The sequence below is a fragment of the Pseudomonas sp. AC247 genome (genome assembly GCF_979258015.1).
In genome coordinates this window covers 6,506,978-6,521,211 of sequence record NZ_OZ409829.1, presented here as the reverse complement: position 1 = coordinate 6,521,211, position 14,234 = coordinate 6,506,978, and the positions used below count along the sequence as shown (strand labels likewise).

The following is a 14,234-nucleotide window of genomic DNA, read 5'->3' as shown; positions in this document are numbered from 1 at the left end:
TGCGGCCCACACCGCGGGCAGATGGCACGCAGGAAGCCCGGACTAATAAGATGGCATTGAAATCCCCCGCGTTTCGTAAAAAATTTCCGTTGTTGGTAACCGGCAGTCTGCTGGCTATGCAACCTCTGGCCAGTCAATTCGTTGTTGCCGCCGAGCAGTATGACTGCTCCGTCTCGGCTTCGGGTGGTTGGGCCTGTGCGCCCAAATCAACCGCTGCTGCGTTGCCGCCACGTCCAGTGCATGACGGCAGTGCCGTCAGTGCCACCGGCGAAGCGGCGAGCGAGAACGGTTCGACTGCCGACACAGCCCCTAAAACGGCACTGGTCACCGAAGCCAAAGGCCGCGGCCTGAAATCCCGTAGCGAAGACTTCAGTCACCTCGACTGGGTTCCGCGCGAGAAGCTCACCGCCGCTCAACTGGCCGAGACCGGTCCGTACTGCTCTGGTGCCTATATCGAACCGATTCGTCCTGGCATGAATGACAAGACGAACAAAAGCGATGCTCCGACCTTTATCGGCGCAAAAGCCTCGCGCTATAACACCGATGATCAAGTCGGTACGCTGGCCGGTGATGTCGTCCTGCGTCAGGGCAGCATGCAGGTCGAATCCGACGAGGCGAGCCTGTATCAGGCCGAGAGCCGCGCCGAACTCAATGGCGACGTGCGCATCCGTGACAACGGCGCACTGATCGTCGGCGACCACGCTGACGTTCAGCTCGACACCGGTGAAGCCAAGGTCGACAACGCCGAATACGTGATGCACAAATCACGCATCCGCGGTAATGCGCTGTACGCCAAGCGTGCCGAAAACGCGATCATCCGCTTGAAGGACGGCACGTACACCACGTGCGAACCGAACAGCAACGCCTGGCAGCTCAAGGGCAACAACATCACCTTGAACCCGGCCACCGGCTTCGGTACCGCGACCAACGTGACGCTGCGCGTAAAAGACATTCCGATTCTGTATACGCCGTACATCTACTTCCCGATCGATGATCGTCGCCAGTCGGGCTTCCTGCCGCCGACCATCGGCAGCGGCAGCGATACCGGCTTCATGCTGGTTACGCCGTACTACTTCAACCTGGCGCCGAACTACGACGCCACGTTGTACCCGCGTTACATGAGCAAGCGCGGCATGCTGGTCGAAGGCGAATTCCGTTACCTGACCAAGTCGAGCGAAGGTCAGTTCGGTGCGGCGTATCTGAACGACGAAGATACCGATCGCAGCAAACAGACCGACTACGAAAAAAATCGCTACATGTACAACTGGCAGCACAAGGGTGGTCTGGATTCCCGCGTGTTCACTCAGGTTGACTACACCAAGATCAGCGATCCGTACTACTTCCAGGATCTGACCACTGATCAGATCGGTGTGAAAAGCGAAGACTTCGTCAACCAGCAGGGTTCGGTGACCTATCGTGGCGACAGCTATACCGCGCGCCTGAATGCCCAGCAGTACCAGTTGGCTACCGTTTCGAACATCACCCCGTATGGCCGACTGCCGCAGATCACCTTCAATGGTAGCCTGCCGTATCATCCAGAAGGCCTCAAATTCGATTACGAGACCGAACTGGTTCGTTTTGACCGTGATCTTGAAAACGGCACCTTCACCGACGAAGATGGCAACATCTCGCCTCGTCTGGATACCAACGTTGCGGGGCTGGCCCGCGCCAACGGTGATCGTCTGAATCTGAAGCCTGGTGTCAGCCTGCCAATGAACTGGACCTATGGTTTCCTGAAACCGTCGCTCAAGTATCAGTACACCCAGTACCAACTGGATCTGGACGGCACGGGTAAATCGCAAATCGATGCGATGACTGCCGAGCAGAAGAGGCTCAATGGTGAGTTCGACAGTAGCCAGAACCGCGGCGTACCGATTGCCAGCATCGACAGCGGTCTTTATTTCGACCGCAACACATCGTTTTTCGGCAAAAACTACCGCCAGACCCTGGAGCCTCGCCTGTTCTACCTTTATGTACCCGAGGTTGATCAGGAAGATATTCCGGTATTCGATACCGGCGAATACACCTTCAATTATTCATCGCTGTTCCGTGACAACCGTTTCGCGGGCTCCGACCGTATCGGCGACGAAAACAAGCTGTCGCTGGGCGTGACTAGCCGCTGGATCGAAGACGATGGTTTCGAGCGTCAACGCATCAGTGTCGGCCAAGCTTATTACTTCAAAAATCGTGAAGTTCAACTGCCAGGTATCGACGCCAAAACCCGCGACGACGCCAATGCCAATGTTTCGCCGTACGCCCTGGAGTACGAATACCGCTGGAACCGCGATTGGCGCACCACCGCCGACTATAACTGGGATCCGGATAGCCGCAGCCCGCGTTCCGGCAGTGCGATGTTCCACTACCAGCCTGAAGACAACCCGAACAAAGTGGTCAACCTTGGTTATCGCTATCGCAACGACCAGATTCGCTACGACCAGAACACCGGTAAATGGTCGGTGGGTGGTGGTGACTACGGCACTCCAGGCACGCCTGGCTACGTGAAGGACTACTACAAGATCCAGCAGCATGATTTCTCGGTCATCTGGCCGATCGTTCCGCAGTGGAGCGCGATCAGCCGCTGGCAGTACGACTACAACCGCAACCGTACGCTGGAAGCCTTCGGTGGTTTCGAGTACGACAACTGCTGCTGGAAACTGCGTCTGATCAACCGTTACTGGGTTTCCTATGACGAGTTCAGCCAGGAGGCTCCGCAAAACGAAAAAGGCGACCATGGCGTCTTCCTCCAAATTGTTCTGAAGGGACTCGGCGGCCTCACCGGCGCCAAGGTAGAGAGCTTCCTCGACAAAGGCATTCAAGGTTATCGTGAACGTGAAGACCAAGCTTTCTGATTGTCTGCGCCCGCTGATGCTGGGCGCGCTGTTCCTGGGTACTGCGGCCAACGCCGCAGTACAGTCCATCGATAAAGTGGTAGCGATCGTCGACAACGACGTGGTCATGCAAAGCCAACTGGACCAGCGTGTCCACGAAGTTCAGCAGACCATCGCCAAGCGTGGCGGCGGTTTGCCACCTCCAGGCGTACTGGATCAACAGGTGCTTGAGCGCCTGATCGTCGAAAACCTGCAACTGCAGATCGGCGAACGTTCCGGCATCCGCATCACCGATGAAGAACTGAACCAGGCTGTCGGCACCATCGCCCAGCGCAACAACATGACTGTGGATCAATTCCGCGCCGCTCTGGCTCATGACGGTCTGTCTTACGACGACGCCCGTGACCAGATCCGTCGCGAAATGGTCATCAGCCGTGTACGTCAGCGCCGGGTGGCAGAGCGCATCCAGGTGTCCGAGCAGGAAGTGAAAAACTTCCTCGCCTCCGACCTGGGCAAAATGCAACTGTCCGAAGAGCTGCACCTGGCCAACATCCTGATTCCTACCCCGGAAAGCGCCAGTTCTGAAGCGATTCAGAACGCCGCACGCCAGGCGATGGAGGTTTACCAGCAGCTCAAGCAAGGTGCTGACTTCGGCCAGATGGCCGTTGCCAAATCCGGCAGCGACAACGCACTCGAGGGCGGCGACATGGGCTGGCGTAAAGCCGCGCAACTGCCACCTCCCTTCGATCGCGAGCTGAGCAGCATGGCTGTCGGCGACGTGACTCAGCCAGCGCGCACACCGGGTGGTTTCATCATCCTCAAGCTGCTGGCCAAGCGCGGCGGCGAGACCCAGACCCGTGATGAAGTGCATGTGCGCCACATCCTGGTCAAGCCAAGCCCGATTCGCGACGAAGCCAAGACCAAGGCCCTGGTGCAATCGCTGTATGAACGCATCGTCGCCGGTGAAGATTTCGCCACCCTGGCGAAGAGCTACTCCGAAGACCCGGGTTCTGCGCTCAATGGCGGTGACCTGAACTGGATCGACCCGAACGCACTGGTTCCGGAGTTCCGCGAAGTGATGGCCAATACCCCGCAGGGTCAGCTGTCCAAGCCATTCCAGACCCAATACGGCTGGCACGTTCTGGAAGTCCTTGGCCGTCGCGCCACTGACAGCACTGAACAGGCCCGCGAGCAGCAAGCAATGACCGTACTGCGTAACCGCAAATACGACGAAGAGCTGCAAACCTGGCTGCGTCAGATCCGTGACGAAGCATACGTAGAGATCAAACTCCCTGGTGCAGACCAGGCAGCGCAGTGAAACCCAAGCGTTTCGCGCTGACACCCGGCGAACCAGCCGGCATCGGTCCCGACCTGTGCCTGCTGCTCGCCTCGCAAGCCCAGCCACATCCCCTGATTGCCATCACCAGCCGCGACCTGCTCATCGAGCGGGCCGCGCAGCTGGGGCTGGCCATCAACTTGCTGGATGTCGGCCCGAATCACTGGCCGGACGCTCCGGCACCCGCCAATAGCCTGTATGTCTGGGATACACCGCTCAGCGCCCCCGTGGTTGCCGGGCAACTGGACAAGGCCAACGCCGCGTTCGTCCTCGAAACCCTGACCCGTGCCGGTAACGGCTGCCTCAACGGCGATTTCGCCGGGATGATCACGGCGCCTGTGCACAAAGGCGTGATCAACGAATCGGGCATCGCGTTCTCCGGGCATACGGAATTTCTGGCTGACCTGACCCATACCGCACAGGTTGTGATGATGCTGGCGACACGCGGTTTGCGCGTGGCACTGGTCACCACTCACCTGCCCCTGCGCGAGATTGCCGATGCGATCACGCCGGAACGGCTGGAACGGGTCACGCGAATTCTGCACAGCGATCTGCAAAACAAATTCGGCATCGCCCAGCCACGCATTCTGGTCTGCGGGCTCAACCCGCACGCCGGTGAAGGCGGACACCTAGGCCATGAAGAAATCGACATCATTGAACCGACATTAGAGCGCCTGCGCGGCGAGGGCATGGACCTTCGTGGCCCGCTGCCTGCCGACACTCTGTTTACCCCCAAATATCTGGAGCACTGTGATGCAGTGCTGGCGATGTACCACGACCAGGGCTTGCCTGTGCTTAAGTACAAAGGCTTCGGCGCCGCGGTCAACGTGACCTTGGGCCTGCCGATCATCCGCACATCGGTCGACCACGGCACTGCCCTGGATCTGGCCGGCAGCGGCAAGATCGACACCGGCAGCCTGCAAGTCGCCCTGGAAACCGCCTACCAGATGGCCGAGACCCGTTTATGACCGAGCAATACCAACACAAGGCGCGCAAACGCTTTGGCCAGAACTTCCTGCACGATGCCGGCGTTATCGACCGCATCCTGCGCTCCATCAGCGCCAAGCCTGACGATCGTCTGCTGGAAATCGGCCCGGGCCAAGGCGCGCTGACCGCCGGCCTGCTCAACTCCGGCGGGCAGCTCGACGTGGTGGAACTGGACAAGGATCTGATCCCGATCCTCAACCAGCAGTTCGCCGGCAAGAGCAATTTCAACCTGCACCAAGGCGATGCGCTGAAGTTCGACTTCAACACGCTCAATGCCGCGCCGAACAGCCTGCGTGTGGTCGGCAACCTGCCGTACAACATTTCGACGCCGCTGATTTTTCACCTGCTGAACAACGCCGGCATCATTCGCGACATGCACTTCATGCTGCAGAAAGAAGTGGTCGAGCGTCTGGCCGCAGGCCCGGGCGGTGGTGACTGGGGTCGGCTGTCGATCATGGTTCAGTACCACTGCCGCGTAGAGCACCTGTTCAACGTCGGCCCGGGCGCATTCAACCCGCCGCCGAAAGTCGATTCGGCGATCGTCCGCTTGGTGCCGCACGCCGTGCTGCCGCACCCGGCCAAGGATCACAAGTTGCTCGAGCGCGTTGTGCGCGAAGCGTTCAACCAGCGTCGCAAGACCCTGCGCAACACCCTCAAGCAATTGCTCAGCAATGCCGAGATCGAAGCCGCCGGCGTCGATGGCAGCCTGCGTCCGGAGCAACTGGACCTGGCCGCGTTCGTACGCCTGGCTGACCAGCTCGCGATCCAGGTCCCGGCCTCCCCCGCCGCCGACTGACAAACGATGAACGCTATCGGGCAGGACGCCACTCTGGTTTACTGCCCGATACTTGCCTAGACTGATTCCCCATCAGCTACGCCCCGCGTTCCGCTTCGTTTAAGGCCTCTTGCATGTCCGATTCCCGTTACCAGGTCGATGTCAGCGTCGTCACCCACTATCTGGCAGACCAATCGCAACCCGAGCACGACCGCTTCGCCTTCGCCTACACCATCACCGTGCAGAACAATGGCGAGCAACCTGCACGTCTGATGTCGCGGCACTGGGTGATCACCGACGGTGATGGCCATGTCGAAGAAGTGCGTGGTGCAGGCGTAGTGGGTCAGCAACCGTTGATCGATGCCGGCCAGAGCCACACCTACAGCAGCGGCACGGTAATGACCACCAAGGTCGGCACCATGCAGGGCACCTATGAAATGGTCGCCACTGACGGCAAACATTTCGACGCCATCATCAAACCTTTCCGCCTGGCGGTGCCCGGAGCCCTGCACTGATGGCGACGTATGCCGTTGGCGACCTGCAAGGCTGCCTCGAGCCGCTCAAGTGCCTGCTCAAGCAAGTCGCATTCGATCCGATGCTTGACCGGCTGTGGCTGGTGGGTGATCTGGTCAACCGTGGGCCGCAGTCGCTGGAAACCCTGCGCTTTCTCTACGGCATGCGTGAATCGCTGGTCTGCGTGCTGGGCAACCATGATCTGCATCTGCTGGCTGCGGCGAAAAACATCGAGCGACTGAAGAAGTCCGACACCCTGCGCGAGATTCTTGAGGCGCCAGACTGCGCCGAACTGCTTGAGTGGGTACGCCAGCAAAAACTCATGCACTACGACGAACAGCGTGATGTCGCCATGGTCCACGCCGGCATTCCGCCGCAATGGTCGCTGCGTCGTGCCTTGAAGTGCGCTGACGAAGTCGAAACCGCCCTGCGTGACGACAATCTGTTGCCTGCCTTTCTCGACGGCATGTACGGCAACGAGCCGGCGAAATGGGACAACGACCTCAAAGGCGTGACGCGCCTGCGCGTGATCACCAACTATTTCACGCGCATGCGTTTCTGCACCGCCGAAGGCAAACTCGACCTCAAGAGCAAGGAAGGTCTCGACAGCGCGCCAGCAGGTTACAAACCGTGGTTTCAGCACAAGGAGCGCAAGACCAAGGGCCTGAGGATCATCTTCGGCCACTGGGCGGCCCTTGAAGGCAATATCCACGAGCCAGGCATCTCGGCACTGGACACCGGTTGTGTCTGGGGCGGCAGCCTGACCCTGATGAACGTCGACAGCGGCGAACGCCTGTCGTGCAAATGCGATGAACATGGCGGCCTCGCCCCCACGGTCGCACCACTTATCCCCGAAACTTCGCCAGTCAACGCACCGCGTTAGACTGCGCATTCAGCCGAGCAACAGGAACCCGCCATGAGCGAATTCAAACGAATCCCCCCGGAGCAGGCCCAGGCCCTGCGTGAGCAAGGTGCTGTCGTGGTCGACGTTCGCGACCCGGCGACTTTCGCTGCCCTGCACATCAGCGGCTCGAAGCATCTGGACAATCATTCCCTGCACGCCTTCATTCAAGGTGCTGACCTCGATGCACCGACCGTGGTCGTCTGCTATCACGGCAATTCCAGCCAGGGCGCTGCGGCCTACCTGATCAGCCAAGGCTTTTCCGACGTCTACAGCATGGACGGCGGCTTCGAGTTGTGGCGTACGACTTATCCTGCGGAAACCGCGCAAGGCACCGCCGAATAATTTTTTTGTCACGCGCAGGCCCCGGCTGCCGTGGGCCTGCGCGCGGCAGACGAACGGTCAGAGACAACTAATTACGTATCCGCCCTTTACCTCCCGAATTCCCAACTATCCTTAAGCCCAGGCCATCCAAAACAGGGGAGAGCCGGTACACCGGCGCACGGGTCATCGGGAGTGACTTTCGCGATTGTCGATCGTGGAAGTGTTCTGGGGGGTAAACAAACAGCCGCCAAAACGGTTGTTTGCCAGCATCGACTGAGTGATCCGGCGTCGGCTCCACGTATCGAGCGAGGTGACGTCATGAGTATCTTTAGCCACTTCCAACAACGCTTCGAGTCCACACGCCAGGAAGAACTCTCGCTGCAAGAGTACCTGGAGCTGTGCAAGAAAGACCGTAGCGCTTACGTTTCCGCCGCCGAGCGTCTATTGCTGGCCATCGGTGAGCCGGAACTGCTCGACACCTCGACCAACTCGAGGCTGTCACGCATCTTCTCCAACAAGGTGATTCGTCGCTATCCGGCCTTTGAAGACTTCCACGGGATGGAAGAATGCATCGACCAGATCGTTTCGTATTTCCGCCACGCCGCCCAAGGCCTGGAAGAGAAGAAACAAATCCTTTATCTGCTCGGCCCTGTCGGCGGCGGTAAATCGTCGCTGGCCGAGAAGCTGAAACAGCTGATCGAGAAAGTGCCCTTCTACGCGATCAAGGGCTCGCCGGTATTCGAATCACCTTTGGGTCTGTTCAACGCCACCGAAGATGGCGCGATCCTCGAAGAAGACTTCGGTATCCCACGGCGCTACCTGAACACCATCATGTCGCCCTGGGCGACCAAACGCCTGGCCGAATTCGGCGGCGACATCAGCCAGTTCCGCGTGGTCAAACTGTACCCGTCGATCCTCAATCAGATCGCCGTGGCCAAGACCGAACCGGGGGACGAGAACAATCAGGACATTTCCGCACTGGTCGGTAAAGTCGACATCCGCAAACTCGAGGAATACCCACAGAACGACGCCGACGCCTACAGCTACTCCGGTGCGCTGTGCCGGGCCAACCAGGGCCTGATGGAATTCGTCGAAATGTTCAAGGCACCGATCAAGGTGCTGCACCCACTGCTGACTGCGACTCAAGAAGGCAACTACAACAGTACCGAAGGCCTCGGCGCGATTCCGTTTACCGGGATCCTGCTCGCCCACTCCAACGAATCGGAGTGGCACACCTTTCGCAACAACAAGAACAACGAAGCGTTCATCGACCGGATCTACATCGTCAAAGTGCCGTATTGCCTGCGCGTCAGCGACGAAGTGAAGATCTACGACAAACTGCTGTTCAACAGTTCGCTGGCCAAGGCGCATTGCGCACCCGACACCCTGAAAATGCTCGCGCAGTTCACCGTGCTGTCACGCCTCAAGGAGCCGGAAAACTCCAACATCTATTCGAAGATGCGCGTCTACGACGGCGAAAACCTCAAAGACACCGATCCGAAAGCCAAGTCGATTCAGGAATACCGCGACTCGGCAGGCGTTGATGAGGGCATGAACGGTCTTTCGACTCGCTTTGCGTTCAAGATCCTGTCCAAGGTCTTCAACTTCGATCCGCATGAAATCGCTGCCAACCCGGTGCACCTGCTCTATGTGCTGGAACAGCAGATCGAACAGGAACAATTCCAGGCCGAAACCCGCGAGCGCTATCTGCGCTATCTGAAAGAGTACCTGGCACCGCGTTATATCGAATTCATCGGCAAGGAAATCCAGACCGCTTACCTCGAGTCTTACAGCGAGTATGGCCAGAACATCTTCGACCGCTACGTGCTGTACGCGGACTTCTGGATTCAGGATCAGGAATACCGCGATCCGGAAACCGGCGAGATCCTCAACCGCGTCGCCCTGAACGAAGAACTGGAGAAAATCGAGAAACCGGCCGGCATCAGCAATCCGAAGGATTTCCGCAACGAGATCGTCAACTTCGTGTTGCGCGCCCGGGCCAACAACAACGGCAAGAACCCGACCTGGCTCAGCTACGAAAAACTGCGCGTGGTCATCGAGAAGAAAATGTTCTCGAACACCGAGGATCTGCTGCCGGTCATCAGCTTCAACGCCAAGGCCAGCAAGGAGGATCAGCAAAAGCACAACGACTTCGTCACTCGAATGGTCGAGCGCGGCTACACCGACAAACAGGTACGGCTTCTTTCCGAATGGTACCTGCGGGTACGGAAGTCGCAGTGAAGCAGCTGCAAGCTTCTAGCTACAAGCTGCAAGAACAAAGCGCGTAACCCAGAGATGCCCGGGAACCTGCTTTTACTTGCAGCTTGAAGCTCACAACTTGAAGCTGCCCGGAGGGCTTCCTATGAGTTATGTGATCGACCGACGTCTGAATGGCAAGAACAAGAGCACGGTGAACCGCCAGCGCTTCCTGCGGCGTTACCGTGATCACATCAAAAAGGCTGTCGAAGAGGCGGTCAGCCGGCGTTCCATTACCGATATGGAACACGGCGAACAGATCAGCATTCCCGGTCGCGACATCGACGAACCGGTGCTTCACCACGGCCGCGGCGGCAAGCAGACCGTGGTTCATCCTGGCAACAAGGAGTTCACTGCCGGCGAGCACATCGCCCGGCCACCGGGCGGTGGCGGCGGACGTGGTCCGGGCAAGGCCGGCAATTCCGGCGAGGGCATGGACGAGTTCGTCTTCCAGATCACTCAGGAAGAGTTTCTCGAATTCATGTTCGAAGACCTCGAACTGCCGAACCTGGTCAAACGCAACCTCAGCGGCACCGACACCTTCAAAACCGTACGTGCCGGGATCAGTAACGAAGGTAATCCGTCACGCATCAATATCATCCGCACCCTGCGTTCGGCGCACGCGCGGCGCATTGCTTTATCTGGCAGCAGCCGGGCAAAACTGCGCGAGGCGAAAGAAGAACTTGAACGACTGAAACGCGAAGAGCCGGACAACTTCGGCGATATTCAGGAACTTGAGGCGGAAATCGAGAAACTCAGCGCGCGCATTCATCGCGTGCCGTTCCTCGACACCTTCGATTTGAAATACAACCTGCTGATCAAGCAACCGAATCCCAGCTCGAAAGCCGTAATGTTCTGCCTGATGGACGTTTCCGGCTCGATGACCCAGGCGACCAAGGACATCGCCAAACGCTTTTTCATCCTGCTGTACCTGTTCCTTAAGCGGAACTACGACAAGATCGACGTGGTGTTCATCCGCCACCACACCAGTGCGCGGGAAGTCGATGAAGAGGAGTTTTTCTATTCAAGGGAAACCGGCGGCACCATCGTTTCCAGTGCATTGAAGCTGATGCAGGAAATCATGGCCGAGCGTTATCCGAGCAACGAATGGAACATCTATGCAGCCCAGGCTTCCGACGGTGACAACTGGAACGACGACTCGCCGATCTGCCGTGACATTCTGATCAACCAGATCATGCCGTTTGTGCAGTACTACACTTACGTGGAGATCACCCCGCGCGAACATCAGGCCTTGTGGTACGAGTACGAACGCATCGCCGACGCCTTTTCTGACACTTTTGCCCAGCAGCAACTGGTCTCGGCCGGGGATATCTATCCGGTCTTCCGTGAACTCTTCCAGCGCAGGTTAGTGACATGACCGCCAAAGAGCAGAAGCGCCAACCCATTTCCACCGGCTCCGAATGGACGTTCGAGCTGATCCAGACCTACGACCGCGAAATCGCCCGTATCGCGGCCGGCTATGCGCTGGACACCTATCCCAACCAGATCGAAGTGATCACCGCCGAGCAGATGATGGACGCCTATGCCTCGGTGGGCATGCCGCTGGGTTACCACCATTGGTCCTACGGCAAACACTTCCTCAGCACAGAAAAATCCTACAGTCGCGGGCAGATGGGCCTGGCCTACGAGATCGTGATCAACTCGGATCCGTGCATCGCCTATCTGATGGAAGAAAACACCATCTGCATGCAGGCGCTGGTGGTGGCCCACGCGTGCTATGGCCACAACAGTTTCTTCAAGGGCAATTACCTGTTCCGCACCTGGACTGACGCCAGTTCGATCATCGATTACCTGGTGTTCGCCAAGCAGTACATCATGCAGTGCGAGGAGCGCCACGGCATCGACGCCGTGGAGGATCTGCTCGACTCCTGCCACGCGCTGATGAACTACGGCGTTGACCGCTATAAACGCCCCTACCCGATTTCCGCCGAAGAAGAACGCCGGCGGCAGAAGGATCGCGAGGAACACCTGCAGAAGCAGATCAACGATCTGTGGCGCACCATTCCCAAAGGCGCGGACAAATACAGCGACAAGGACAACGCACGTTTCCCGGCCGAGCCACAGGAAAACATCCTCTACTTCATCGAGAAACATGCGCCGTTGCTTGAGCCTTGGCAGCGCGAAATCGTGCGCATCGTGCGCAAGATCGCCCAGTACTTTTATCCACAGCGTCAGACCCAGGTCATGAACGAGGGTTGGGCGACGTTCTGGCACTACACACTGATGAACGACCTGTATGACGAAGGGTTGGTCACCGACGGCTTCATGATGGAGTTCCTCACCTCGCATACCAGCGTAGTGTTCCAGCCGGGATTCGACAGCCCCTACTACAGCGGCATCAACCCGTACGCACTGGGGTTCGCCATGTACCGTGACATTCGGCGCATGTGTGAAGAACCTACCGAGGAGGACCGTCACTGGTTCCCGGAAATCGCCGGGACCGACTGGCTGTCGACCATCAAGTTCGCCATGAGCAGCTTCAAGGATGAGAGCTTCATCCTGCAATACCTGTCTCCCAAGGTGATCCGTGATCTGAAGCTGTTCAGTATTCTCGATGACGATCAGAAGGATGACTTGCTGGTGCCGGCGATCCATGACGAAACCGGTTACCGGATCATCCGCGAAACCCTGGCTGCGCAGTACAACCTCGGCAATCGCGAACCGAACGTGCAGATTTACAGCATTGATCGACGCGGTGACCGCTCACTCACCCTGCGCCATCAGCAGCACGACCGCAAACCGCTCGGCGATTCCACTGAAGAGGTACTCAAACACCTGCACCGTTTGTGGGGCTTCGATATTCATCTTGAGACGCTGCAGGGTGACCAGATCATGAAAACCCATCATGTACCGCCGCGCAACGAGCACAGCGAAGGGGATTACGGTCGGCTCGACTTGGCCGTCATTCATCTTTGAAACGGTTCTGACCTCCGCAAGTCCGACGCAAGGGTTATCCTGTCGGGCTAACGGAGGTTTTTTATGCAGATTTTCAAGGTTGGCGGTGCGGTTCGTGATCGCCTGCTGGGCAAACCGGTTACTGACATCGATTGGGTCGTGGTCGGAGCCAGCACGGAAGAAATGCTCGCCAAGGGCTATCGCCCGGTCGGCGCGGATTTCCCGGTGTTTCTTCACCCAAAAAGCGGCGAGGAATACGCCCTCGCCCGCACCGAGCGCAAAAGCGGCCGTGGTTATGGCGGCTTTACGTTTCACGCCAGTCCCGAAGTCACGCTTGAAGAAGATCTGATCCGTCGCGACCTGACCATCAACGCTATGGCCGAGGACGACCAACAGAACATCACCGATCCGTACCATGGCCAGCGCGATCTTGAAGATCGAATCCTGCGCCACGTTTCTCCGGCGTTCGCCGAAGATCCGCTCCGAGTGCTGCGCGTTGCCCGCTTCGCCGCCCGCTATGCCGAGCTTGGTTTCAGCGTTGCACCGGAGACGCTCGAACTGATGCGTCAACTCAGTGAATCCGGTGAACTGGAGGCGCTGACCGCTGAGCGCAGCTGGAAAGAAATCTCCCGCGCGCTGATGGAAGATCAGCCACAGGTATTCATCCAAGTGCTCCGCGACTGTGGCGCGCTCAAGGTGTTGATGCCGGAAGTCGACGCACTGTTTGGCGTGCCGCAACCGGAAGCACATCACCCGGAAATCGACACTGGCGTCCACACACTCAGCGTGCTGGAGCAATCGGCGCTGCATAAACAACCGCTGACGGTGCGTTGGGCCTGCCTGCTGCATGACCTTGGCAAAGGCCTGACGCCGAAGGAAGAGTGGCCACGGCATATCGCCCACGAGCACACCGGATTGGCGCTGATAAAAGCCGTAAACGAACGCTTCAAGGCGCCGAAGGATTGCCAGGAATTGGCCTTGCTCGTTGGCAAGTACCACACCCACGGACACCGGGCGCTGGAGCTAAAGGCTTCGACGCTACTGGAGCTGTTGCAGAGCTTTGACGTGTATCGCCGGCCGCAACGGTTTGAAGAGTTTATCGTTGCGTGCGAGATGGATGCGCGGGGCCGCAAAGGGCTGGAGCAAAGAAGCTACCCACAGGCGGATTATTTGCGCGGTGCGGCAAAGGCAGCGCGTGAAGTCGCAGTGCAGCCGTTGCTGGAGAAGGGATTCAAGGGGCCGGAGCTGGGTGAGGCGCTGAAGCGTGAGCGGCTCAAGGCCTTGAAGGCTTACAAAGACAACGCTTGAAGCAAGATCAAAAGATCGTCCGATCGCGGCCCGAGCCTTCGGCAGCTCCTACAGAGAGATTTGGATTTCCATGTAGGAGCTGCCACAGGC

At 58.5% G+C, this 14,234-nt stretch carries 11 protein-coding genes; all 11 read left to right on the top strand.

Annotated elements, in window-relative coordinates:
• The first annotated feature begins 50 nt into the window (after positions 1-50).
• The 11 genes from ACZZ0B_RS29590 to ACZZ0B_RS29540 all read left to right on the top strand — a co-directional run bounded on the left by ACZZ0B_RS29590 (position 51) and on the right by ACZZ0B_RS29540 (position 14,144).
• Entirely contained in the window at positions 51-2,849 is a 2,799-nt protein-coding gene (locus ACZZ0B_RS29590) for an LPS-assembly protein LptD (RefSeq protein ID WP_463546883.1), read from the top strand.
• Positions 2,830-4,146: a peptidylprolyl isomerase SurA gene (surA, locus tag ACZZ0B_RS29585; protein ID WP_008085205.1), complete on the top strand. Its 1,317-nt coding sequence runs from the start codon at positions 2,830-2,832 to the stop codon at positions 4,144-4,146. The genes ACZZ0B_RS29590 and surA overlap by 20 nt, the downstream gene beginning before the upstream one ends.
• On the top strand, positions 4,143-5,132 hold the full coding sequence (pdxA, locus tag ACZZ0B_RS29580) for a 4-hydroxythreonine-4-phosphate dehydrogenase PdxA (RefSeq protein ID WP_008085203.1): 990 nt from the start codon (positions 4,143-4,145) through the stop codon (positions 5,130-5,132). Before surA ends, pdxA begins: the two co-directional genes overlap by 4 nt.
• Positions 5,129-5,947 carry a 16S rRNA (adenine(1518)-N(6)/adenine(1519)-N(6))-dimethyltransferase RsmA gene (gene rsmA, locus ACZZ0B_RS29575; RefSeq protein WP_008085201.1) on the top strand — a complete coding sequence of 273 codons (819 nt, stop codon included), beginning with the start codon at positions 5,129-5,131 and terminating at the stop codon, positions 5,945-5,947. The genes pdxA and rsmA overlap by 4 nt, the downstream gene beginning before the upstream one ends.
• Positions 5,948-6,060: 113 nt before the next feature.
• On the top strand, positions 6,061-6,441 hold the full coding sequence (gene apaG, locus ACZZ0B_RS29570; protein ID WP_008085199.1) for a Co2+/Mg2+ efflux protein ApaG: 381 nt from the start codon (positions 6,061-6,063) through the stop codon (positions 6,439-6,441).
• A complete protein-coding gene (locus tag ACZZ0B_RS29565) occupies positions 6,441-7,322 on the top strand; it encodes a symmetrical bis(5'-nucleosyl)-tetraphosphatase (RefSeq protein ID WP_008085196.1) in 882 nt (293 codons plus the stop codon). Before apaG ends, ACZZ0B_RS29565 begins: the two co-directional genes overlap by 1 nt.
• A gap of 33 nt (positions 7,323-7,355) precedes the next feature.
• Positions 7,356-7,685, top strand: a complete 330-nt coding sequence (gene glpE / locus ACZZ0B_RS29560) for a thiosulfate sulfurtransferase GlpE (RefSeq protein ID WP_016983139.1) — start codon at positions 7,356-7,358, stop codon at positions 7,683-7,685.
• 297 nt (positions 7,686-7,982) lie between these two features.
• Positions 7,983-9,905 carry a PrkA family serine protein kinase gene (locus tag ACZZ0B_RS29555; RefSeq protein WP_007910115.1) on the top strand — a complete coding sequence of 641 codons (1,923 nt, stop codon included), beginning with the start codon at positions 7,983-7,985 and terminating at the stop codon, positions 9,903-9,905.
• Between the two features lie 121 nt (positions 9,906-10,026).
• Positions 10,027-11,298: a YeaH/YhbH family protein gene (locus tag ACZZ0B_RS29550; RefSeq protein WP_008085192.1), complete on the top strand. Its 1,272-nt coding sequence runs from the start codon at positions 10,027-10,029 to the stop codon at positions 11,296-11,298.
• Positions 11,295-12,857: a SpoVR family protein gene (locus ACZZ0B_RS29545; RefSeq protein WP_440095822.1), complete on the top strand. Its 1,563-nt coding sequence runs from the start codon at positions 11,295-11,297 to the stop codon at positions 12,855-12,857. Before ACZZ0B_RS29550 ends, ACZZ0B_RS29545 begins: the two co-directional genes overlap by 4 nt.
• A 63-nt stretch (positions 12,858-12,920) precedes the next feature.
• Positions 12,921-14,144 carry a multifunctional CCA addition/repair protein gene (locus ACZZ0B_RS29540; RefSeq protein ID WP_008085188.1) on the top strand — a complete coding sequence of 408 codons (1,224 nt, stop codon included), beginning with the start codon at positions 12,921-12,923 and terminating at the stop codon, positions 14,142-14,144.
• Positions 14,145-14,234 lie beyond the last annotated feature (90 nt).